This window comes from Flavobacterium gilvum, from assembly GCF_001761465.1.
GTDB classification, from domain to species: domain Bacteria; phylum Bacteroidota; class Bacteroidia; order Flavobacteriales; family Flavobacteriaceae; genus Flavobacterium; species Flavobacterium gilvum.
The window spans coordinates 2618446-2644225 of the sequence record NZ_CP017479.1; the positions used below are offsets into that span (position 1 = coordinate 2618446).

Here is a 25780-nt window from a genome sequence, read left to right on the forward strand (position 1 = left end):
ATGCAGCACCCGGCGACTATCTTAGCTGCCCTTTTGATCCGTTTCGCATTGAAATAAAGTTTAAATCAAATGGATTCACAAAGGATTTACAGTAAAGGCCATCTGTTTTAAGGGATTGAAAGCCAGTTTTAAAGTTTCGGCTCCGAAAGCTTTCAATGGTGACGTAGCTTTGTAAATATCCTTACAAAATTCATTAACAATAGAAAAACATCCGTAAATTTATAGTGCTGTATTTCAATGTAGTATCTGCTTAAATACTAAATTGATAAATATTTAAAATATTTTAAATATTCCCTTTTTCCTGAACTGTTTTCAACCTAAATTATTAATGCAATTCAGGTTTATATGAAACATAAATTATTTTTTTTGCTATTATTATTTACGACACTTACATTCTCGCAACAAGAAGCTAGTGTTTGGTATTTTGGGAATAAGGCTGGACTAAAGTTTAAACCTGACGGTAGCGTTGTCGCCCTAACAGATGGTCAAATGATTACAGAGGGGGTTTCTGCAGTTTTGGCAGACAAAGACGGTAATTTTTTGTTTTATACTGATGGTGTTACTGTCTGGAATAAAAACCATCAAGTGATGCAAAACGGAACAGATTTATTTGCTAATTGGTTTGGAGTAGATGCTGTAACTATAGTGCCAAAACCCGGAACCACAAACTTATTTTATATTTTTGTAGCAGGTAGTTCAGCGTTTGCAGGAAGTGTAAATGATTTTAGGTATTCTGTTGTTGATATGAGTCTTAATGGAGGTCTTGGAGCAGTTACTTCCGAAAAAGATATATTGGTTAATACTCCTTATGATCATGCTATGGCTGTAGTAAAACATGCTAATAATACTGATTATTGGGTGGTTATGCATGATAAGAATAGTAATGTTTTTTATAGCTATTTGCTGACTTCTTCGGGTTTGAGTTCGATTCCTGTACAATCCAATGCAGGTACTATCGATAATAGAATATTAAATATGAAAATTTCTCCTGATGGTTCTAAATTAGCAATTTGTGGCAACCTCAATTTGGAATTATGTAATTTCGATACTAGAACAGGATTGATTTCAAATGACAAAGTTTTATGGAATGGTCCCAACGGTGGTTCGGCTGAATTTTCACCTAATAGTGAAGTTTTGTATCATTCAATAATTGGTGGTAATCAAGATCATAAAGTAATTCAGTATGATTTAAATACAATGGATATTGTTGGGACTGCTTATACAACAATAGTTCCAAATTCAATAATACCGGGTAGTTTGCAGCTTGGTTCCAATGGAAAAATTTATATAGCTCAATTTAATGATCTAAAAATAGGTGTCATTAACAATCCAAATCTTTTAGGTGCGACATGTGACCTTAATTGGGATGCTGTTGATTTAGGGGGACGTTATAACTGGGGAAGTTTACCCACTTTTGTATCATCTTTAATCTTCAATTTTGAAATAGGATGTAAAAATTTGTGTCTTTCCCAAACTACAGAATTTACCCTAAATACGGGTCAAACCGTAACATCTACCGTTTGGAATTTTGGTGACGGGAGTACATCCAATGATATAAACCCAACACATACTTACGCAAACACCGGGACTTATACTGTATCCGTTTTGGCAACGAGTGCTTCCGGCACAAATACAAAAAATAGAGATATTACTATTTCTCCAACTCCCATAGCAACAAAACCACAGGATATTTTGTCTTGTGATGCCAATAATGATGGACTTTATAACTTCGATTTAACCACACAAAACATGGCTATACTTAACGGACAAGATCCTAATATTTACACCATAAAGTATTTTGCCAATGTTACGGACTATGCGAATAAAGTAGCTGTTCTATCTCCAAACAATTACATCAATAAAGTTCCCTATCAACAAGAAACGATCATTGCCGAAGTTTTCAACAAAGTTAATGGGGAGTGCAAAAGCACAACAACATTTTCTATTGATGTCTTTGATACACCAAAACCAAATACAAGTATTTCCAATTTAACGATTTGTGATAATAGCAGTGTTGGAACAGATAATGATGGTAAAGTTGCTTTCGATTTAACTCAAAAAGCAACTAATATTCTTAATGGTCAATCAGCTACCCAATTTTTGATTTCGTATTACAAAGATGCGGGTCTAACTCAGCCTATTTTGACTCCAGCAGCTTATCAAAATACCAATCCAATCGAAACCATATATGTAAAAGAGGTTAACAAAGACAATCTAAATTGTACTGCCACCACTTCCTTCAAAATTGAAGTTTTGGCTTTACCTATTATAGCAAATGAGGTTAACCTAAAGCAATGTGATGACGATATTGACGGATTCAGTGTTTTTAATTTGGAAGAAGCGATTAACAAAATAACTGCAAATGCGTCTGTTGAAAACATTACTTTTTTTAAAACGGCTTTGGAAGCACAAAACAACACCAATCCCATTCTAAATCCAACAAACTATACCAATCAAAGTGTCAGTATTGACAAAGTATTTATACGGGTAACCAATGGCACTGGCTGTTTCAGAGTTGGACAACTGAATCTCATTGTTTCAACCACCCAAATTCCGTTGACTTTTAAAAGAAATTTTACGCAATGTGATGATGAAATTTCCGGAACCAATACGGATGGAATTGCCTCATTTGATTTTAGTCGGGTAACCAATCAAATTCAGAATATATTTCCTGCTGGACAACAATTGGACATAACTTATTATAGGAATGTCGCCGATGCTCTGGCAGAGAAAAATGCTATCATTGATGTTTCAAATTATAGAAACATAGGATATCCAAACACCCAAAATATTTACGTTCGAGTCGATAGCCGGTTAAATAATGATTGCTTGGGATTGGGAAGCCATATTACATTAACAGTTGAACCTATTCCAAAAATTCAATTAACTGGGAATGAACTGGTATGCAGTAATTTACCAACTTTTACCAAAACAATCAATGCTGGATTAGTGGACGAGACCCAAAAAGCCAATTTCACTTATGTCTGGACTATGGACGGAAATTCAATAGCAAACGAAACAAATTATGATTTGACCGTCAATGAAAAAGGGATTTACAAGGTAAAATCAACCAGCAGTGCAGGTTGTTCTGCAACAAGGACCATCACCGTAAATGCATCCGACAAAGCGACTGTAAAAGTGGATATTGTTGATTTGTCTTCGGAAAATAGCATAACTGTTTTTGCTACCGGAACCGGTGACTATGTTTTTTCGCTTGATAGTGAAAATAGTGATTATCAAAGCAGCAATATTTTTACGAATGTTCCAGCAGGTATTCATACCATTTTTGTCAAAGATTTGAATGGCTGTGGCATTGTGCCTCAAGAAGTGGCCATTTTAGGTATTCCGAATTATTTCACTCCCAATCAAGATGGATACAATGATACATGGAATATAAAAGGGGTAAATAATGTTTTCAATTCAAAAACATCAGTTCGAATTTTTGACCGTTACGGAAAATTGATAAAAGAAACTGATTCAATGGGTGATGGCTGGGACGGAACCTACATGGGACATCAAATGCCGGCCACGGATTATTGGTATTCAATTCAGTTACAAGATGGAAGAGTTTTTAAAGGACATTTTGCTTTGAAGCGATAGAAAAAAATTAGTGTTGTACAAAATAAATTAGGTGCTAGATTTGTATTTATTGAATCGTTTAGATTGAATCTGTTATATCAATAGCAGTTTTTGAAGTGGATCCAATAATATAAAGTGGCTTTAGCCTAAAAAATTAACAATTTTATTTGACTAAAGCCTTTTATTGCCTCAAAACTAAAATCCTCCAGTTGAAACTGGAGACAAGCCAATAATAATATACTCAGGTTTCGAATCCTTATGATTTGTAATCCGTGTTCACAAAGTTAAGGTTTTTTGAAAGGTAAGGCATTTACCATTTGCCCAACTTTACGGCCTTGTACCACTCCTTCTTCTCCACAAAATCTGAAAATGGTTCCGCCACTCACTCTTGCCTCGACCTCGTCTAACACAAGAGCATTTAATGAAGGATAAGAAAAAATTCCATGAGTGGATTTATGAACACTGTCTGTAACTGCATAATTAGTACCAAAACGGTTTTCAAGGATTTCCACGGTGGATGCAGTTACAGACAATTCATCGGGGTAAGATGGAGTTTGAGGTGTAGTACCAAAAGAAGACCAGTTATTTTGTCCCATCACGCCCCTGATATAAGTAACGGGCCGTAGTAACGCATAATGAAATTTTGATTGAAATACAGCGGAAACGGCATCATATGCCGCTATTGTCTGTTTGGCATATAATACGGATGCATCTTCAAGATTCAATTTCTCTTTTATAAATATCTGCGTAGTGATTTTTAACATATGGGCAATTGGATTGTAATTGGGAGATAAATCTCTCCAGTTACTAAATGACTTCATTTCTTGTGAAGTAATATTATTCCTGCGTTGGTACACTTGGTTAGCTGCTTGATAAAAAACAGAAGATGGATCAGTACTGTAAGCAGGATGTGGCGATGCTAAAACAGTATTTCCAATATTGGGGACAAATGTTTTGGGAGGGCATTGTCCCACTGCAGATAGAAAAGCCGGAGGTGTTGGAACCCAATTACCCAATCCGCCAAGAGGAACATAGGGGGGGCAGAATACAGGTGTTCCATCAGGATTAAAAACGCCATCCGTTTTACTCCATTCAAAAATAATATCTGCCACATATTTCCCAAAATCATTGGAGGCCTGTAATTGTTCTGGCGTTACTTGTGATTGAAAGGAGCTATTAAAAGAGGCTTCAAGAGCTTGAACCTGTGCCAGGTTTGGAGTAGGATAGGTTTGCATTATTTTTGATGAGATACGGGCAATAGCGGCATTGGCACAGGCAGGCCAGTAGTAATCTTTTTTCTTTCCGGATTCAATAATTTTACCGGTTAAATAGCTATACATAGATTGGTAAGAGGGCATGCCTGGAACTACCGATTCATAAAGTGCAATGCCGCTATAAGTAAAAATACGGTTTGCTTGTCCAACGAAATAAGGTTTTGTTCTTGTAATATCTGTTAACAAGTTGAACCAGGCTGTCGCAACATCAGAAGGGTATTCTTTTGTGTGCGCCAATGTCTGAGGACCAATTTTTCCGGTCAGGGATTGGGAGTTGTTTGTCAGTGAATCATTATTTAGTGGCTCAACTTGTGAGCAAGAAAAAAATAAAAACACTAAACCGAAAATAATATTTTTTTTGGGGATTTTGTACAAATTTTCCATAATTAAAAGTTTTAAATGTTTTTTTTAATGTAAATCAGTAAAGATTCAGGGGGGAAAATAAAGAGGAAAATAGTTTATGGATTTTTAGTTTAATTATTTTCCTGTATAAAATGCTATTAAAATAGTCACTCTTTGTTTTCCCTGAATTGATGATTGAATACATAGTTGGCAATTTGTTTTCCCATTTCTTCTCCATCCAAAACCGATTTTCTAAAATCCCAACCATTATAGACTGTGCTGAGCGAATTGGCTCTAGCCGCCTGTGAAAAGCTTGAATAATGAAAAGAGGGTTTGGGTAGTGTTACAGCTGGGTTTATACTGGTAGTTGTAATATCAATAGAAGTTTCATCAGTACCGAGGAATAACCGCAATATTTCGGCTGTTGCGCCACCAAAAGCTGCAAAGCCATTAGGATAACCCGGTACCGGCGGTGTAGCAGAAGTAGGGCTTTCTGAATAAACTGGCAGCCAGCTGGGATCTGCCTGAGTATTGTCATTGCCATCGGTTGCAGCTAGGCGAACAGCAGTCTCTGGTCTCCATGAATAGTAGTAATAGCTGGCATTAAATTGTGAATTGATACTTTCCGCTATGCACACATGTATAAGAGCAAACAAGCGAGCCGTTTTCCACGCATCGAGTTTTTTAGTTGCAATGGCATTTGTTGCTATAATGTTCCAAAGGATTGACGGCCTGTTCTCACTCCAGAATTTTCCCATTTTTTCTTCCTCAGCAGTACGGATGCCACCTACTCTGGCTCCCTTTGTTTTCACTTCATTGAAATCAGTTGTGTATTCATTTGAATTGACGGCATAAGGACCTCCGGGTCTAAACTGCGAATTGCTTTCAATAACATAAGGTTTATTTACTGTACCCCAGTTATAAAGTATTCTAAAAGGTGACAGCGCTGTTGTGGGTACATAATTCAAGGCAGTAACCGTTGAACGATATTCGCCAGGATTGATGCCATTGGCTGGTATGGGCGAAGCAAGAATAATTTTTGTAAATCCATCATCGGCACGGTTGGCAATGATAGCTTGGGCTGATTTTTTACCAAGAGCTATACCTAAATTTTTACTTTCTCCATCGGGGATGGTCGCTAGACTTTCAGAGTACCATGAATCGACTTGAGAACTTCCCCGACCCAATAATGTAATGGCCCAATAGGCTGCGCTGGCAACTGTTGCATCAGGGTCAGCAAATTGTTCTTTTTCATTCATGGCAAAGCGTTCATACTTTGGCTTAATACTATTCAGCGCATCGTGTACGGAAATTTCAATTATGGCAAAAAGACGAGTACGAGTGGGTTGCTGTATTGGATTGCTAAGGACAGTTTCTGTTATTTTGTTCCAATACAAGACCATCTTGTTGTCTACAAAACCGTGTTCCTTAACGACTTTTTTAGTTAAATTGGAAGTATTTATTTCGTCATTGTTAATAGGTAAATCTTCTTTTGCACAGGAAGTAACCAACAAAAAAAGAATAAAGTACGTTGTTACTTGTTTTATGTGATTTTTCATGATTGTTTATTTTAAAATTGAAATGCATTATTTATAGGATAGGCGAAGGTGTACCATGTACAAAATCGCTTTTATTATTTATGTATTTCCAGAAGCCAGTTATAGAAATTATTCTATTTAGTTGAGTAACTTCCAGTTTTTATTTTAAATATGGTTGGGAATAAGTATCACTAAATACAGGTTTTGAAAGTAAATAATCTTAAGTGATCATTGGCTCAACAAAAATGAGTTTCCAATTATAAAATCCATAAATCATGATTTTGAAGAATGGCAGGAAGAAATCGATATTTACAGGTGACCAGTGTTTTTCCCATTTATAGGTTCTGAGGTAACTGAACCAGGAGGTGTCATATAATCTTCGGGCAAATAACTAGAAGAATGGTAGTCATTAAATAGTGCATTGGTACTTGAGCACCTGGAGGTGGGCGGTTACGAGGATTCCAATTCAATCCTATGTAATCAAAAGGAATGATTTGTTTTGCTTTAAGATACAATGGGGTAATAATCGTTGAGCTATGACTATTTTCAGGAGGTCTCTCTAATGTTTTAGGTGTTATTGCAATGCCAATTTCAACAGGCATTCCAGTTTCTTTTTTTACATTAATCCAAGAACGGATACTGTCATTTTCTATGGCAACGTTAGATCCTTTAAATAGGTTGACAACCTTGTTTGGATTAATTTTAGCAGTAAGGGATTGTGGCGCATCAATTAGTAAATTACTATCAATCATTTCACCCTGATTATAAGAAAAAAAGCAAAAAAGTAAATCTAAAACAATGTTTTTTTGGGACAATCTAAACGAATTCTCCATGGCTAAAAAAAATTAAATTGTTTTTAATGCCAATTAGAAACAAAAAATAATCCAATCGTACTTCGTCTCCAAAGGAGAGTGTTGGGGCTGCGGTTAAACTAAAAATCTAAAATATATTTCTAGTTGGTACAATATACTGAAATGTGAATATTCGGGGAGAAAAAATGAAAGTCAAAATTACAATATTTTATGTAACATGTCTGATAATCAATTGTTTTATTATTATTGTTAAATGCTTTTAATGTTTGATTTTTTTTAAATGGAGTTTATGTGTACGGGGTTTAGTACAAGATATTGTAAATGTGTGTTATAGGGTTTCATCTTTCATATTTCTGATGATAAAGTTTGGTGTTTTACGTTTCTATTTTCGATTCCGACGCAGATTCTTTTAGATGGAGGGTTTTTAAATATCGGTTTTGTGTGTTTTGTAAAAGTGCGGGATTTGTTAGGTAGGAGTAAATATCAATAATGTTGACCACCTAATTCCAATTTTCATTGACCATTGAATTTCGATTCTTATTTATGTTTTTATAATATTTTTGAAATAATTGTTGATCAAATTGAATTTATTAATTCTTTAATAATCAGATTAGTGGTTTCTGTTTTTCAATAAAAAATAGAGACGTTTGTTGTCCCAAAAGAGACGTTTTTTTCCTTTATAGTCTATTTGATAATCTAAATTTGACTTAACATAATCCCTAAAAATACATTTGAAAAATTAAAATTAAAGACCAGTAATTCCGAGTGATAAGGAAGTAGCTAATGGTGATGCTTATAAAAATGGGGCAGTACTTATAATAGGAACTGCAAATATTGCTGAATTACAGGGAATAGAATGTTTGTTGTAAGGAACTCCATGCTATCTTGAACGAAAAGATGTTGAAGTGAAATACTATCAAAGAGATTTTATAGGTAAAATTTAGAATTTAACTTTTTGCGGTGACTGATAATGTTGTCTTGATAGAAATATCTGAAATTACCACTAAAGTTCAAAGAGTAAAAGCTTTGGAAATTAAGCCTTCAGTATTCGTATTCATATTGCAGTGCGATTTATTCGTGAAGATGACTTGAATCTTTTCTGCGTATTAGCTACAGACTATTTAAAAGAGAACTGGAAATTCGAAATTGTAATCATACCTAACTATTAACTAAATTAAAAAACCATGAAAAAAAAATTACGCATCTTTTTTGTGTTGCTGTTATTTTGTAGCTTCATGCCTCATGCTTTTGCTGCCAATTATTACACAGCATCTGCTAATGCAACGCTCGCAGGAAACAGTGGGGCCGTCAACGCCAACTGGACCACTAATCCTGATGGAACTACCAACTTAGGTACAGTCGTTATTACAGGAGCTGATAACCTTATTATTTTGAGCGGTGGTACTGCCACCATTACGGCAGCAATGAGTATTAGCGCATTGACTATTAACGAGGGAGGAGCGATTATCCACAACGTCGGGGCTTTCAACATTTACGGACTGCTTACCTGGAATGGACGCATAAAATCAGGGGGAACTTTTTTTAACGTAAACGGGGATATTGTTGGAACTACGGCCATTCATGATGCTGGCAGTCCCAAAGGAATTTATTTGGGAGGAAGTAACAAAACTATTAATCTTACTCAGGCCTCCGGTGTAGTTAATACATCTTTGACAGGCTTGCTATTAGTAACAAGCCATGCATTGGCAGGTAATTGTAAGTGGCAGGATGCCCTTAATTACAATACGACTGCAACATTGGATCTTGCCGGTTACAATTTGGAGGTATCCAGTATTCAAGGAGGGGTAGCTGGAAGCAGAATGATAAAAGGGAATTCTGCCTCGAATCTTACCGTTGGAACAACGAGGGCTTCTACGATAGTTTTTGACCCTTCAGCCAAGATATTGAACACCTTTAGCATAAACAATCTATTGTGGCCGGGTGCATCTGCCGTTACTATAGGCACTGATCTTACAGTAAATTCATTGTTGGATTTTGGCGTTCCCACTGTTGCAAGCACCAGAACCCTGCAGGTAAACGGTAATTTTGCATTGGGAGACAATGGTACTTTACACGTACAGGCAAAGGGAACAACAGCAGGTAATTACGACTTATTGAGTGTGACCGGAACTGTCAGTCTAGGAGCTGCGACAACATTAAAGGTTGATTATGTTAATTTTACTCCTTCAGCAGGATCACAGTTCAATTTTGCAACATCAACTGGGTTAAGCGGCACATTTTCAAATCTTGTATTGCCCACCTCATATACAGGAACCCTGACATATCCTTCCAACACAGTCAGATTAACTGCTACTGTGCCACCAGTTAATGCTTATTATACGGCTTCACCCGATGCAACTCTTGCAGGAAATGGGACAGGTTCAAATAACTGGACTACCAATCCGGATGGGACTACTGGCTTAACTTCAATCACTATTGGGGCTGGCGATAATCTTGTTATTTTAGATGGAGGAGCAGTTGCAGTTACTGCCACTACAAGTGCTAATGATATAACTATCAATCAAGGAGGGACACTTAATCACCTCAGCGGTGCTAATTGTGATTTAAACATTGGTGGAACACTGACTTGGAATGGAACTATAAAAACAACAAATGGAGGTTTTTTTAATGCAAATGGAAATGTAACTGGAACCACCGCCGTTCATGATGGTAACAGTACCAGAGGAATTTACTTGGGAGGAACTAACAAAACCATTAGTTTGATTCAGAGTTCAGGTGTAGTTAATACATCTTTGAACGGTCTGCAATTAGTAACTAACCATGCATTGGCTGGTAATTGTAAGTGGCATGATGCCTTGAATTATAATGCGAATGCAACATTGGATCTTGCCGGCTACAATTTGGAGGTATCCAGTATTCAAGGGGGAACTACTTCCAGGCTGATAAAAGGGAATACAATCTCCAATCTTACCATTGGATCGACTGTGGATTCTACCATCTTTTTTGATCCTACAGCAAAGACGCTGAACAGTTTTAGCATAAACAATCTATTGTGGCCAGGTACATCGGCTGTTACTATAGGCACGGATCTTACTGTAAATTCATTGTTGGATTTTGGCGTTCCTACTACAACTAGTATGAGAATCCTGCAGGTAAACGGTAATTTTGCATTAGCCAGCAATGGAACTATGCACGTACGAGCGGGAGGGATGACAGCTGGAACTGACTACGATCAATTAAATGTAGCAGGAAACATCAGTATAGGAACAGGGACAGCCTTAAAGGTAGATTCAGTTAATTCATTTGTTCCTATAAAAGGATCGCAGTTCAATTTTGCAGCTTCAAGCGGAAGCATAACCGGCACATTTGCAAGTCTGCAGCCGTCAATAGCGTACGCTGGAACCCTCACTTATCCGAACAGCAAAGGAGTTACCTTAACTACTACTACGGGTACTTATTACACGGCATCACCCAATGCAACGCTCGCTGGAAACAGTGGGGCGGTCAACGCCAACTGGACCCTTAATCCAGATGGAATTACCAACTTAGGCACAGTCGCTATTACAGGAGCTGATAACCTTGTTATTTTGAGTGGCGGTACTGCCACCATTACGGCAGCAATGAATATTGTCGCATTGACTATTAACCAGGGAGGAGCGATTATCCACAACGCTGGAGCCTTCAACATTTACGGACTGCTTACCTGGAATGGAAGCATAAAATCTGGGGGAACTTTTTTTAACGTAAACGGTGATATTATTGGAACCACGGCCATTCATGATGCTGGCAGTCCCAAAGGAATTTATTTGGGAGGAACTAACAAAACCATTAATCTTACTCAGGCCGCCGGTGTCGTTAATACAAATTTTAACGGTTTTCAATTAGTGACTAACCATGCATTAGCTGGTAATTGTAAGTGGCATGATGCTTTGTATTATAATACGAGTGCAACATTGGACCTTGCCGGCTACAATTTGGAGGTATCCAGTATTCAAGGAGGGGTGGCTGGAAGCAGAATGATAAAAGGGAATGCCTCCTCGAATCTTACCATTGGAACAACTAGGGCTTCTACGATAGCTTTTGACCCTTCGGGCAAGATATTGAATAGCTTTATCATTAACAATGGATTGTGGCCAGGTACATCTGGCGTTACTATAGGTACGGATCTTACGGTAAACTCATTGTTGGATTTTGGCGTTCCCACCGCTATAAACACAAGAACACTGCAGGTTAACGGTAATTTTTCATTGGGAGACAATGGTACTTTATACGTACAGGCGAAGGGTGCAACGGCAGGAAGTTACGACCTATTAAGTGTGACCGGAAATATTACGATAGGCAGTTCAACAACATTTAAGTTTAACCCAATTAGTACGTACTCCTATCCAACTGCACAGATTGCTTTCGTGAAATCAACGGCAGGCACTCTTACCGGGAGTTTTGCTACAGTAGTACCTCGGGTAAATTTTACGGGTATACTTACTTATCCTTCCAATTCAGTGGTGTGCGAGTTAGCTGGGCCACAACTTCCTCCACCGCCTCCGGCTTGTTCATTGCCTGATTTGAACCCTGATATACCCCTGGAAGCCTCTACACCGGAGATAGATGCACAGATTAATACAATTATACAACGTTTCTCCGACTCGTATTTGGGAACTACTGCTCCAACTGCCGAAGCACTTGCCACTGCAGTAAACAGTTATAATGCACTTGGTATTACAGCAATCGGCAATAGTATTTCTGCTAGCGGGACTCCTCTTACCAGCTATTCCCAGATGGGTTTTTTGAGAACCTTTGCTCAACAATTGAAGTTCAATCCTGACGATACGGATACCTACACAAAGGCTCTTAATGCGGTATGGCTTGTATCAGAACGTTTTTGCGACAACCAGATAGCCGTAGATCTCAATCAATATGATTACCAAGCATTTGCAAATAATGCCATATTAATCCCCAGTATCAAGGATAACTTTTATGTAAAGAGTTTATTCGAAAATGTGCTATATAAGCATCATAATTTTGATTATTTATGGGGTACAACCTATGACTACGGTATTAATATAGATCATATAGGAAACACTGTGTGGACTAATATGTGTTATGTAAAATGGATCGATTCTGCAGATGAGCGTTACCGTTACATGAAAGGTTTTAAACGCTTTATGGAAAGATTCATGAGTCATACAAGTGGAACTTCAGATGGGATTAAACCGGATGGTTCAGGGTTTCATCACCAAATGGCTTATCCGGCCTATGCGTATGATTTTAACTCTTCATGTGATATTGTTTATTATTTGAGAGAAACCTCTTTTCAGGTTAGCAGTGAGGCTTATCTTCGTTATAGGGATGCTTTTATGGCACAAGCTATGTTTCATAGTGAGAATCTATTACATTCCTTATCAATGTCTGGTCGCCGCCCTGATGCATTATACATGGCTGTTTCCAGAAACGCTTTCCGCAATCTGGCGATAGCTGGAGGCAGTATTATGGGGACTGGTGCATCCGATCCGGTTTTAGCGACCTATCACAATCGTATTTGGGGGAGTGACGAATCATTAGAAAATAGTACTATAGCTTCTTTTAATGAGGGATATTTTCAGTTTAACCACAGCATGGCGGGTGTTTATCGCAAAGATAACTGGATAGCGGTATGTAAGGGGTTTAGCAATAATATGTTTGGTACGGAGGCATATAGTGGTCAGAATCGTTACGGTCGTTATCAAAGTTATGGAGCGGTTGATATTATTTACCCGGGAGACAGCCCTACAGGAAATGGTTTCGATCTTGCAACATGGAACTGGAATTACTACCCGGGTACTACCGTTATCCGTCTTCCATGGGATAAGCTTGCTGCCGAAATGGGGAGGTTAGATGAAATACAGCAAAAAAGATTTGTTGGTTCCTTAAGTTTTGAAAATAAGAATAGTAATTTTTTAAAAGCGATTCACGGTACTTATGGTATGTTTGCCATGGATTTTCAAGAAGCGACAGGCAAAGGATTTTCTGGCACTATATTTCCTGAAAACCATAATCCAAGCTTTGTTTTCAAGAAATCCGTATTTACATTCGACAATATGCTGATTTGTCTTGGTTCAGGGATTGGTAATAATGATGCTACCAATACGACATTGACTACCTTGTATCAACGTAAAACGACAGCGGTAGGTAAAGATGTAGTAAACGTTGACGGTAATTTGTTACAAGAAGGGACTTATGACAACAATTATTCAGGTAGTGGCAACCATTGGATTGTGGATAATTATGGTACCGGTTTTTATGTGTTCACCGGCAGTGGTGACGTCAAGTTAACCAGAGTTGACCAACAAGTTCCTCAGCACAGCCAAAATACTCCAACTAATGTTTCGGCAAATCCAGTAGGGAATTACGCAATTGGTTATATAGATCATGGAACAGCTCCTACAAACAAAGGATATGAATATGTTTGTATGCCAAAATCCTCTGCCTCTGACATGACTATTTTTAGCAGTCAAATTGATGCTGGAAACAAACCTTATACGGTACATCGTAAAGATGAAATGGCGCACATCGTGGAATACAAACCTACTGCAACGTCAAATTCCATTTTTGGATATGCTTTTTTCAGTGCACTTTCAGGAATAAATAATACAGGGCAATTGACCGGTGCAGATTATCCATGTTTGGTGATGTCACAGTATGATGCAGCACAGAAAAACCTTAAACTGGCGGTTAATAATCCGGATCTTGGATTCGTTTTAAGGGCAAATAACCCATCAATAACCAGAATAATAAACATAACCATAAAAGGAACAAATTGGCAAATTTCCCAGCCCAATGCTAATGCAAGTATAACTGGCACGGCAAACGGAGAAACTACTATTCAGTTTACTACCGTGGATGGATTACCGGTTGAAATTGTGTTGAGCCGTATTTTGACTCCACAAACAATTACCTTTGAGGCATTGCCTGCAAAAACAACCAATGATGCGGCATTTGATTTGACGGCTACGGCTTCATCAGGTTTACCGGTTAGTTACACCAGTTCCAATTCTGAAGTGGCTACAGTAAGCGGCAGCACCGTGACTATTGTTGGAAAAGGGACGAGTACTATTACGGCCAAACAGGACGGTGATGATATTTATGGAGCTGCCGAAGCGGTAGAACAAACACTAACCGTTAATCCTGTGACACAAACCATTACTTTTGACGCGATACCTACAAAAGCAATCAGTGATCCTGCATTTGATTTGACGGCTACGACTTCATCAAATTTACCGGTTAGTTATATTAGTTCCAATACTGATGTGGCTACCATTAGTGGAAGCACTGTAACAATCGTAGGGAAAGGTACCGCAATTATTGAAGCTTTTCAAGAAGGAAATAGTATTTATGATGTTGCCACAGTGGTAGAACAAATACTAAGGGTTAATACAGAACCAACTGTATTAATTTCTTCGCCATTGGCAAATGCAAGCTATGACGCACTTGCAAATATCACAATCATTGCAGATGCTACAGATGTTGACGGTTCAGTAAGGAAAGTAGAATTCTTCCAAGGAGTAACTAAATTGGGAGAAGCCACTGCAGCTCCTTACAGCTTTGATTGGAATGAAGTAGCTGCTGGTTCTTATGATTTAACAGCAAAAGCTACCGATAATGATGGCGCAGTAACCACTTCTGAAATTGTGAATGTTACCGTAAATGCTTTGCCTGTAGTATCAGTTACTTCGCCTTTAGCAAATGGAAGTTATAATACCGCTGAAACTATTACAATTACTGCTGAAGCAGCAGATACTGACGGTAGCGTGAGCAAAGTTGAATTCTTCAATGGGGCAACTAAGTTGGGTGAGGATTCAATTGCGCCGTACAGCTTTGATTGGAATAACGTTGCTTCAGATTGGTATGCATTAACCGCAAAAGTTACCGATAATAATGGTGCTGTAGCAACTTCTACAGTTGTTTCTATAAATGTAGTTTGTCCAACCGTACAGTTATCCATTCCGGATGTGTATGCAATGAATCCTGCCATTGATGATGTAAATACCATTTACCTAGGATACGGTCCTACATCGCTTACTCTTAATTCATTGGTACAAGACGATCAAGATTACACTTATACTTGGAGCACTGGGGCACATACGCCATCGATTTCAGTTTCAGAGGCGGGTACCTATACTGTTACGGCTTCGTATGCGGGAGGATGTCAATCTACGTCTTCCATTACTATCAATACGCTTGATGTAAGATGTGGTATGAACAATGACAAAGTGATGATTTGCCATAATAATAATGTTATTTGTGTGGCACAATCTGCAGTTCAAAATCATTTGAATCATGGAGATAACCTTGGTTCTTGCAATGGTACGGCAAAAATGGCAACTAAAGAGGAAGCAACAAATTCTTCCAATTTTACTGTCTATCCGAATCCTGTACAGGACAACTTTAGTGTTAGCATAGCATCAAAGCTAGACCCGAATGCAACAATCGGTATCTACAATATACTTGGTAACAAGATTCGTCAGGTTCGCTTTACTGCTGTACCTCAAAATGTTATCGTTGGTGATTTGCCTTCCGGAAACTATATTATCGTTGTTCAGAATGGTGTCGAGACTTTTAGGAGTACGATTGTCAAACAATAATTAATTACAATGTTTTAAGTATATTCCCAATCAAAATTGTTTTTTAAATTTTGATTGGGAATTTTTTTTTAACCCAGATCCGCATTAGACTCCCCAAAGAGATCTAAAATAATGGTGTGTTTTTTGTCCAAGCCATTCAGTAACTCTTTATAGGGATTTTGCCCCAAGTAAGGAGTCTTTTTAGTTGATCTATCCATTCCATAAGTCGATATTTCAAATAAAAAAGCACTCATTCCAAATTTATTGCTAATTCAAAATAATAGAAAACCACAAAATTGACCTAAAAGGGACTATTTTGGGGTTTGTTTATGTTGTTTTTGAATGTATGTTGTCGATAAGTAATAACTTATTTTATTCTGAATGCCTCTATTTTATTCTTACAACTGATAAAGCATTGATCACAGGTACACCAGCCAAAGCACTGAATTTAATTTCAATCCCTTTGCTATCTCTTACGTCAATGATGTACTTAAAGGGTACTGCCACTGCTTCGCCATATTGTTCTTTCAGATTTAAATTTCGAAGAAAGGGATAGCCATTGATATCTACGTTAAAAATTCTTTTCACTGCTTTATCAACGGTTGCATCTGCTGTCAGGTTGTATAATGATTTCTGCATTTGGGCCTCCGATAAGAGTTCTGCAAAATAAAGGCTCACTTCATATGTACCATCTGGAACATCAAAACGGTAGGAGCCGGGATCTATTTGTTGCGTTTGATATAAAGGCTCATCCTTTGTACAGCTGATTTCACGCTGGGATGCCGGCCGACTGCCTGCACGGTATCTTTTGCCCGAAGTATAACCCCAGCTTCCTCTGCTGTATGGCTGGTCAACCATCCATGTGCAATGATTCTTTTTATCGTAATAGGAATAATTTGAGCCGGCATTTACATGTATGAAAGGAAACGATTCCGGATGTTTGTTCAACGGAAAATCCCAAAGTCTGAATTGAATGGTTGCTACATCTTTTATCACATTGCTACCGATTTTACAAACCGCCTCAAGCAGGTTGCTACCATTCGCAAATGGCACTTCAAAAACAGCTTTATTATTAACAACTGTTTTTTTACCCAATGACTTTCCTTGCAGAAACAACTCAATTTCCAGTTGATTCGAATAGATGGTTACAGGCTGTTTACAGAAATCTTCTTCCATGCTGGCAGCACTGCCCTCCCGTTGCTCCCAGCCCTTGGAAGCAATCGATACCATAGGAGATTTTTGTAAATAAGCTTGGTATAAAAAGTAAGAATCTTTGAGCTCACGGTCTAAGGTTATTAGGCCTTTATTATTTACATGTGGTGTGGCATCCACTCTCGGTTCCGCAAAAAAATCGACAAATGCCCATGCAAACGCACCAGCAATATATGGCCGCTCCATTATAGCTTTGAGATAATGCTCGTGATAGGCATTCTGATACTCCATTGAGAAGTCGAATCGCTCAGGTGCGAAGCTGCGTACCCGAGGGTCGGCGCCTGCACCATATTCTGTGATCATTACTGGCTTGTTTGGGTATTTTTTATGAAATGTATCCATGAATTGTTCAAAGTCACTGAGCTTTTCGCCATACCAGCCTTCATAAATATTCCATCCACAGATTTGAGGTAAATCAATCAGGCCAGCATCACGATATCCTTCGAACCATTCAGCATTCGGAATCATCGTAAAACGGTTTTTGTCTTCTTTGTGCAGTATACTGTCAATTGAAATGGCCAATTTGTTTAAATGTCTCAAATTTTCAGGCTTCTTCGGTTTGTTATTGTTCAGCATTTCGTTCATGTAGGCCCAAACAAATACGCTGGGATGATTGTAGTCCCTGCGTACCAACTCTACGGCCATGTTCAAGCAGTTAGAACGGAAATCATTACTGTTTTCATTGATGTAATTGACAATGGGAATTTCCTCTGTTGCAATGATACCTAAACGGTCGCATGCTTCCAGTATCGCAGGGTCATGTGGGTAATGGGCTATCCGTAAACAATTGCCTCCCATTTGTTTCAGTAGTTCAATATCATGAACATGTTGTTCGTTGCTCAAAGCGAAGCCCTGGTGTGAATAATATTGATGACGGTTTACACCAATTAATTTCAGTGGCTTCCCGTTCAGGATAAATCCCTTGTTCGCATCAAATGTATACCAGCGTAAGCCAAGTGGATTGGAAATCTGGTCAATAAGATGTCCTTTCGAATCCCTAATTTCTGTCGTGACAGTATACAAATAAGGCGAATCGGGGCTCCATAAATGGGGATTAGGAATCGAAAATCCATTTTGCTCAGTCTGATATATTTGACCTGGTAAAATTGTAACTGCAGTCGATTTTGTCGTTACCATTTTGCCGCCAGCATCAGTAATGCGGGTATACTGGAGTATTTTTTGTTTGGCTTTTCCGTCGTTTTTTATTGTAGCACGAAGCCGCACTGTTGCGGTTTGTTCTGTCACTGTCGGTGTTTCGATGAAAACTCCATTAGAGCCATTATTGAGCAAGTCGAAATGAACGTTATTAGTTGTAATCAGGTAAACATCCCGGTAGAGGCCTCCCATAAATGAGAAATCAGCATCTAAAGGAGGAATATTCTCATTATGACTATTATCTACCCGCACAGTTATGACATTTTTTGCACCTAATTTTAGAAGTGAAGTAATTTCGAAACAAAATGAAGTGTATCCGCCTATATGTTTTCCAGCTGAAACACCATTTACAAATAATTCACAAACCTGATTGGCTGCTTCAAAATACATGAATACTCGCTGGTTTTGGTAAGAAGAGTCAATAGAAATTTCTTTAAAATACCAGGCACCGCCTCTGTAATAACCATATTTTTCATCTTCACCATCTTCGGCATTAAAACAGTGTGGAAGATTTACTTGTTCCCAATCTTCCTTTTCACGAAGTACAGCCTGCAGTTCTGAGGTATTACTTTTATGAAATTTCCATCCGGCGTTTAGCGTTTGTATTGACCGGTTGCCTTGAGCAAAAACGGTTACAGAAAAAAAACTGAATATTAGGAATAAGGATAGTCTAATTAAAGATTTCTCTCGGGAATATGCTGATATGTAATGGTAGAGAAGACTTGTTAATTCTGTTTTCATAGTATTGTGATTGAACTTAGAATAATGTGCAAAAGTTGTCTAACGAGAGAACTATTGGAATTTCATTGGAAATAATTTGTGTTACATTTTCATCGCCTGTTGTTAAATGTACTTTTGTAATATTAAAAAAGAGTTGAGCAAAAATAGATATTTTCGACTAAATCTGTTTGCATACAGCTAATTTCTTTAATTGATGATTCGACGATAAAAGACGTTGTAAAGCAGGATGATTGGAGTAGATATGTTAAGCGATTTAAAAATCAAAACTGCTGGTCTAGCATGGTTTTTTTGCGACTTGGTAAAGTGTAGTTTTTTAGGTAAAGTTTCAGAAGGAATGCTTGGTTTGTTTATGAGAAAGGAGACTTAAAGATTAAAATGTATTTTTAAGAAAAGTTTGAAAAAAAATGGCTTCCCCTTTCAGTACGCCATGGAGAGTGATTATTATTGCTGAGAAGCCAGGACAACTTCTAGAAAACAACGATATTATTTTGAACTTAAATCCACCTTGTGCTATTGAAAATATTTCTTGGATAAAACCAGGCAAAGTAATGCGCGAAACAACTTTATCGAGAGCTGGCTCTAAGGAACTGATCGATTTTGCCGTAAAAAGACATTTGAAGTATATCCATTTTGATGCGGGTTGGTATAGTTACGAATATACCTCCGTTTCGGATGCCAGTAAGGTTAATGTAGATCCTAAGCGGAATCCGAAGAATGATGGATCCATTAAAACCAAAAAAACCTAACTATTTGATTAGTTAGGGCTTACCTTTTGTAGCCCTAACGGTAGAATTCTCGAACCATTTTATGGATGATTTGAAGAAATTAAACAAGGATAGGGAATTCTAAATTAAAATAATATTTTTTAAATTTTTATATGGAAAGAGGAGGTCAATTTGACCTTTTTTCCACTTTGTCAATTTAAACTGGAAAGGGATGGTCAGTTTGAATGGTTTTCCACCTCAATGGATGTCTTTTCTAGGAGTTAACCCATTAAATTGAAATTTACAATTGTGAAATTTATTTATTCTGTTGAAAGAAAGTATCAAAAAAAATCAATTGATATTTTATGGCATTTGTCCAATAATCCCAATTATGTCCACCAGGACGTTCAGTATAGTCATGGGGTATGTTTTTTTCGATCATTGCTAAATGGAGTCTCTTATTGGCATCATAGAAGAAATCACCTGTGCCACATTCAAAAATTAGTTTTAAATCCGTCGCATTCAATAAATATAGCATATTAATTATAGTGTTTTTCTCCCAAATGTCAGGGTTTTGGGAATAACTACCCAATCTTTTGGAAATATCCCAATTGTTTGGAAATGGTCGTATATCCACACCTCCGCTCAAACTTCCTGCCGCTCCCCAAATGTCTTGATGTTTGAATGCTAAATAAAAGGAACCATGTCCGCCCATACTCTGGCCTGTAATTGCTCTTCCACTTTTTTGTGCTACGGTATTGTATTCTTTGTCTATAGTACTAACAAGTTCTTTAGTGATATAGGTTTCATATTGCATTTCCTTGTCAATCGGGCTGTCAAAGTACCAGCTGGTCTTTCCATCAGGACATACGATGATGATATTGTATTGGTCTGCATAATCTTTGATTTTAGGAATTCTTGTTGCCCAATCTTTGTATGTATTGCCAGCACCATGAAGTAAGTATAAAACTGGAAATTTTTTACCTGAGGTTGAGTAACTGTTAGGGGTGATTACTAAATTTGGGATTATCTTTTTCATAGCTGTACTATTTATTTTGAGCGTATCTACTTGGGAAGCATTCGCTACCATACTATTAGCAATTAGAAAGAATAAAAGTAATTTGGTTCTCATAATCTTTTAGAATTAAAAATTTACAATAAAATTGATGCTTTTTTTGTTATAATTATATTTTTATGTGGTTTTTCTGATGAATAACATCTTTGTTCCAAGCAAAGATATATCTTTACAAGACATTTATAAAAAGAACTCAATTGGACAAGGTGTGGGTTTGAATCCGATTAATTTGATTTTATAGATTGCTTACCTTCTTTTAAATCCTGTAAAAAATGCTTCCTAAACAATTTATAGTTTAGAGGTTATAAAATAATTGGAAGAGTTGTTTCATAAATTAAAAAAAAAGAAGAGGGTTTTTATGTTAAAAGGGATAAATATCCTCATTCGTAATTCTTTATCAAAGTAAATTTGTAATCATTGTTTGAACGACAACTATTTGTGAATAAATTTAACGTTAAAATTAATAATTAAAGATAAAAAAAAATAAAAATTTCTCGACTTTTTTTGGGGCAAACTGTCTAGTCCCGAAAAGATGTAAAGGATTAGCAAAAATAAAAAATAGTAGTTAAGGTTTCATTTGCTACTGTTTTTTATTCCTAATATAATTAGTAGGGGTAATGCCGTATGTTTTTTTGAATTCGCGACTAAAATATTGGGGATCATTGAAACCAACTTGTAAAGAAACAGATGTGACAGAACTTTCTCCTTTTTGGAAAATTTCAACTGCACGTTTCAAACGTTGAGCTCTAATATATTCACTCAAAGATTGATTGGTAAGTGCACTAAATTTCTTGTACAAAACAGTTTTACTCATTCCAATTTTTGAAGTGATAAAGCTGAGATCCAAATCTAAATTGGAAATATTGTTTTCAATAATTTGTTGTAGTTTTTGTAGGAATATTTCGTCTTGTGATGAATCTGCATTGGTTATAATTGGCAGTTTTGATAATTGTTCGCTATATTTTTTTTGCAATGCAGCTTTTAACGATAAAAGATTGCGAATATTAAGTTGTAAAATTTGATCGCTAAATGGTTTGGTGATATAAGCATCGGCACCATGTTGCAAACCGTGTATTTGGTGTATTTGGGCAGACTTGGCTGTTAGCATTATTACAGGAATGTGAGAAGTGCGAACATCAGTTTTTAACTTTTTACAAAGTTCCAAACCATCCATAATCGGCATCATAACATCACTAATAATCAAATCAGGAAGGGTTTGAATAGCGTTTTCCCAACCTTCCATGCCATTTTTGCTTTCATAAACATGATATTGATTTTCTAAAGATTGTTTGATAAATTCTCTTACATCATCGTTATCTTCTACGATTAGAATATGCGCTTTTTTATCTTTATCATCTATAATCGGGTTTTCGATAAAAACTTCTGCATCATAATCATCAATCTCTTGATAAATTGTTTTTTCGATAGTAGGGATTGGAGAAATATCACTCTCGTTCAAATGATTTTTACCTAACTGTAATACTACCGTAAAAGTAGTTTTTCCTGCTTCGTTTGCTGTTTCAGGTTTACTTGTAACGCTGATTTTACCTTTATGAAGTTCGACTAAGCTTTTTGAAAGTGCTAAACCAATACCTGTTCCAATATTTTGCCCAACCTGAAAAAAGTTTTTGAAAATATCATCGATTGTATCAATAGCGATACCTTTACCGTTATCAGTTACTGTAATTTCCACTTGTTGATCGTTTGAGGCAATTTTCAGACTTATAGAGCCATCATTTTGTGTGAATTTGAAAGCGTTTGACAATAAATTAAAAAACACTTTTTCCATTTGGTTTCTATCAAAATAAACCAAAATAGAGGAATCGCTGCTTTCAAAAGTGTACTGAATATTTTTTGCTTCGGCAATTGTTTGAAAATGATTAAAAATTTCTTTTAAGGCACTTACAATATCCTCTTGGAAGAAATGAGGATGTAGGTTTCCAGAATCTGCTTTCCTAAAATCTAATAATTCATTAACCAATCGATACAAACGCTCAGTATTATTTTTGATGCTGAGTGCATATTTATTAGCTTGTGTATTTTCTGCCGTTAATTGCTTATGGGATATTTACAGGCACAAAAAAATCAACAAATCCTTCTTATGAGGAAAATATAAATGATTTGATTTCGAAAATGACTTTGGCAGAGAGAGTTTTCAAGGACTCTCAGGGGGCAGGGATAATATAATCGAGTTATAAAAAAATGAATTTTTATATGAATAGTATTTATCAAAAAACAAAAAGATTAAGGAAAGGTTTATTATTCCGAATAATAGTGCTTTTTTATTGCTTTAGCGTCCAATCGCAAACCAATTACAACAAATTATGGTACAAACAACCTGCCAAAACATGGAACGAAGCTTTACCAGTGGGTAATGGCCGACTTGGTGCAATGGTGTTTGGTAACACGACCAACGAAATAATTCAGCTAAATGAAGAATCTATTTGGGCGGGCAGCAAAATAAATAATAATAATACTGAGGCACTTAAACATTTAAAAGATTTTCAACAAACTATTTTTGAAAGCAAATACAAAGAAGCTCTAGCCATTGGTAGTACTTATTTTGTTGGGACCCCCCCAAGAGTTCGAAGCTACCAAACTCTTGGTAATTTACTAATTGATTATAAATGGGACATAGAACCTACAGACTACAATCGTAATCTTGATTTGGATAAAGGTGTTGTCACAACAAGTTTTGATGTTCATGGTAATAGATTTTCTCAAAAAGTATATGTATCAGCGCCAGATAATATAATTGTAGTTCAACTGGATGCAGAAAATCAGGGAGAAATTAACGCAACGATTGGTTTACAAAGAGATATAGATGCAGTATGTACTGCATTTGCAAATGGTACTATAAAATTAAAAGGTCAAATTATAGATGTTGATGACGCTAAAAGCGGTCCTGGTGGTGCCCATATGAAGTTTAATGAAGAATTGCGGTTAAAAACAATTAATGGAACCGTAAAAGCGGAGAAGGATAAATTAATAATCAGTAATGCAAAAAGTGTTACAATTATACTGACTGCTGCTACTGATTACAATATTGAAAAGTTAGATTTTGATAGAGCAATCAACCCGGAGACTAACTGTGAAATTATTCTGGACAAAGCGGTTAAATTTTCATCCAGTGCTCTGGAAAAAAGGCATTTGAATGAATATCAACCGATGTTTAGCAGAGTGAAACTTAATTTTGGAACAGATTTATTAAGCAAGCTCCCTACTGATGAGCGATTGAACTTGGTGAAAAGCGGAGGTTCTGACAATGGGCTGATTGCTTTGTACTTTCAATATGGAAGGTATCTACTCATGGGCTCATCCCGAAAACCGGGAGTATTGCCTGCCAATCTTCAGGGAATTTGGAATAAAGAGATGAATGCCTCTTGGAATTCAGATTTTCATACCAACATCAACTTGCAAATGAATTATTGGTTAGCCGAGAATTGTAATTTATCGGAAACCACTGCTGTTCTTTCTCGTTTTATGACAAAAATATCCGAACCAGGTGCTGTTACAGCAAAAGAGATGTATGGTGCTAGAGGATGGACTTTACATCATTTAACTGATGTTTTTGGAAGAACAGGAGTTGCTGACGGTGTTTGGGGAATCACCCCGATGAATGGTCCTTGGATGACATTTCCTATTTACGAGCATTTCCTGTTTACCCGAGATACCACTTTTTTACGTAAAACGGCTTACCCTTTGCTCAAAGGTTCGGCAGAATTTGTTCTTGACTTTCTGGTTAAATCACCCGAAGGATATCTTGTTACCAATCCCTCTAATTCACCCGAAAACACTTTCTATGATCCGATTGCTAAAACCCAGTCGAAACTTACTTATGGAGCAACAATTGATATTGAAATTGCCAATGCTCTTTTTGATTATTGTTCTCAAGCAGCTGAAATATTAAAAGTTGACGCCGATTTTATTAAGAAATTGAAAGTTGCCCAAAAACAGTTTCCTCCCATAGCAATTAATTCAAAAGGCCGCATACAAGAATGGATTCGAGATTTTGAAGAACCGGAGCCTGGTCACAGGCACATGTCACACCTGCTGGGTTTGTTTCCGCTATCACAATTCACGCCAGAAACACCGGACTTATTCAAGGCCGCCAGCAATTCCATCGAAGGGCGCTTAGCGAAGGGTGGAGGACATACGGGATGGAGTACGGCTTGGATAATTAATTTTTATGCACGACTTCAAAATAGCGAAAAAGCGTATGAAAATATATTGAAACTTTTATCAAAATCAACCCAAAATAATTTGTTTGATTCATGTCCACCATTTCAGATCGATGGGAATTTTGGTGGTGCAGCCGGTATTGCTGAAATGTTATTGCAATCGCATAATGGGATAATTCGCCTTTTACCGGCATTACCTGAGGCGTGGAAAGATGGAGAGGTAAAAGGACTTTGTGCTCGTGGGGGTTTTGAAGTAAGTATGGTTTGGAAAAATAAACATCTGATCAAGGCTACTATTTATTCCAAAAAGGGAGGGGTGGCCCAATTATTATATGATTCTAAGATGCAAAAGATCAATCTGAAACCTAATAAGCAGATAGATTTGAAATTTTAAAGGGAAGAAAAAAAAGTTTTTTTTAGAAATAATGAATACGCTCTACGGGTTAACTATTAAAATAAATATTGATTTGAAATTTTTAAAAATTAGTTATTTAACCCGTAGTGCATTATAAAAAAAGTTGCTTAAATCACCAAAATGTGTTAAATTGTAATGATTGCCAGTTAATTACAAAAAAGAGCAACTTGAAAGAAAGTTATGAATTAATTCTT

General features: G+C 36.9%; 11 protein-coding genes. 5 read left to right on the forward strand and 6 right to left on the reverse strand.

Going from position 1 to position 25780, the window contains the following annotated elements:
* Nucleotides 1–345 precede the first annotated feature (345 nt).
* The gene (locus EM308_RS18365) at nucleotides 346–3600 is read left to right on the forward strand and encodes a T9SS type B sorting domain-containing protein (protein ID WP_051877894.1); all 3255 of its coding nucleotides are present in this window, start codon (nucleotides 346–348) and stop codon (nucleotides 3598–3600) included.
* Nucleotides 3601–3863: 263 nt separating this feature from the next.
* Here the strand turns inward: EM308_RS18365 and EM308_RS10935 are convergent, their stop codons facing one another.
* The 3 genes from EM308_RS10935 to EM308_RS10945 form a co-directional block, all read right to left on the reverse strand.
* Complete coding sequence (locus tag EM308_RS10935) at nucleotides 3864–5237, reverse strand: phosphatase PAP2 family protein (RefSeq protein WP_035640249.1); 1374 nt, start codon at nucleotides 5235–5237, stop codon at nucleotides 3864–3866.
* Between the two features lie 125 nt (nucleotides 5238–5362).
* On the reverse strand, nucleotides 5363–6754 hold the full coding sequence (locus tag EM308_RS10940) for a vanadium-dependent haloperoxidase (protein ID WP_070261831.1): 1392 nt from the start codon (nucleotides 6752–6754) through the stop codon (nucleotides 5363–5365).
* Nucleotides 6755–7101: 347 nt separating this feature from the next.
* Nucleotides 7102–7566 (reverse strand): hypothetical protein, encoded by a 465-nt coding sequence (locus tag EM308_RS10945; RefSeq protein WP_035637171.1) that lies wholly within the window; start codon nucleotides 7564–7566, stop codon nucleotides 7102–7104.
* A 1163-nt stretch (nucleotides 7567–8729) separates the two neighbouring features.
* On the opposite strand from EM308_RS10945, the gene EM308_RS10950 reads away from it, so the two are divergent.
* Entirely contained in the window at nucleotides 8730–16124 is a 7395-nt protein-coding gene (locus EM308_RS10950; RefSeq protein WP_081907273.1) for a polysaccharide lyase family 8 super-sandwich domain-containing protein, read from the forward strand.
* 366 nt (nucleotides 16125–16490) lie between these two features.
* On the opposite strand, the gene EM308_RS10955 is transcribed toward EM308_RS10950, so the two are convergent.
* Entirely contained in the window at nucleotides 16491–19211 is a 2721-nt protein-coding gene (locus tag EM308_RS10955) for a glycoside hydrolase family 2 TIM barrel-domain containing protein (RefSeq protein WP_083273908.1), read from the reverse strand.
* Between the two features lie 171 nt (nucleotides 19212–19382).
* Here EM308_RS10955 and EM308_RS18405 point away from each other — a divergent pair, with 171 nt between their 5' ends.
* A complete protein-coding gene (locus EM308_RS18405; protein ID WP_394332833.1) occupies nucleotides 19383–19520 on the forward strand; it encodes a hypothetical protein in 138 nt (45 codons plus the stop codon).
* 95 nt (nucleotides 19521–19615) lie between these two features.
* Complete coding sequence (locus tag EM308_RS10960) at nucleotides 19616–19957, forward strand: glycoside hydrolase family 97 N-terminal domain-containing protein (RefSeq protein WP_035640782.1); 342 nt, start codon at nucleotides 19616–19618, stop codon at nucleotides 19955–19957.
* Nucleotides 19958–20231: 274 nt separating this feature from the next.
* Here the strand turns inward: EM308_RS10960 and EM308_RS10965 are convergent, their stop codons facing one another.
* On the reverse strand, nucleotides 20232–21047 hold the full coding sequence (locus EM308_RS10965) for an alpha/beta hydrolase (RefSeq protein ID WP_035640779.1): 816 nt from the start codon (nucleotides 21045–21047) through the stop codon (nucleotides 20232–20234).
* 523 nt (nucleotides 21048–21570) lie between these two features.
* Nucleotides 21571–22779 carry a response regulator gene (locus tag EM308_RS10970; protein ID WP_156101392.1) on the reverse strand — a complete coding sequence of 403 codons (1209 nt, stop codon included), beginning with the start codon at nucleotides 22777–22779 and terminating at the stop codon, nucleotides 21571–21573.
* A gap of 425 nt (nucleotides 22780–23204) precedes the next feature.
* Here EM308_RS10970 and EM308_RS10975 point away from each other — a divergent pair, with 425 nt between their 5' ends.
* Nucleotides 23205–25565 (forward strand): glycoside hydrolase family 95 protein, encoded by a 2361-nt coding sequence (locus EM308_RS10975; protein ID WP_197056154.1) that lies wholly within the window; start codon nucleotides 23205–23207, stop codon nucleotides 25563–25565.
* Nucleotides 25566–25780: the final 215 nt, after the last annotated feature.

What these genes read in the sequence shown, in the direction of transcription:
- EM308_RS18365 (WP_051877894.1), top strand. Translation starts at nt 346, where the DNA reads ATGAAACATAAATTATTTTTTTTGCTATTATTATTTACGACACTTACA.
- EM308_RS10935 (WP_035640249.1), bottom strand. Translation starts at nt 5,237, where the DNA reads ATGGAAAATTTGTACAAAATCCCCAAAAAAAATATTATTTTCGGTTTA.
- EM308_RS10940 (WP_070261831.1), bottom strand. Translation starts at nt 6,754, where the DNA reads ATGAAAAATCACATAAAACAAGTAACAACGTACTTTATTCTTTTTTTG.
- EM308_RS10945 (WP_035637171.1), bottom strand. Translation starts at nt 7,566, where the DNA reads ATGGAGAATTCGTTTAGATTGTCCCAAAAAAACATTGTTTTAGATTTA.
- EM308_RS10950 (WP_081907273.1), top strand. Translation starts at nt 8,730, where the DNA reads ATGAAAAAAAAATTACGCATCTTTTTTGTGTTGCTGTTATTTTGTAGC.
- EM308_RS10955 (WP_083273908.1), bottom strand. Translation starts at nt 19,211, where the DNA reads ATGAAAACAGAATTAACAAGTCTTCTCTACCATTACATATCAGCATAT.
- EM308_RS10960 (WP_035640782.1), top strand. Translation starts at nt 19,616, where the DNA reads ATGGCTTCCCCTTTCAGTACGCCATGGAGAGTGATTATTATTGCTGAG.
- EM308_RS10965 (WP_035640779.1), bottom strand. Translation starts at nt 21,047, where the DNA reads ATGAGAACCAAATTACTTTTATTCTTTCTAATTGCTAATAGTATGGTA.
- EM308_RS10970 (WP_156101392.1), bottom strand. Translation starts at nt 22,779, where the DNA reads ATGGAAAAAGTGTTTTTTAATTTATTGTCAAACGCTTTCAAATTCACA.
- EM308_RS10975 (WP_197056154.1), top strand. Translation starts at nt 23,205, where the DNA reads ATGAATAGTATTTATCAAAAAACAAAAAGATTAAGGAAAGGTTTATTA.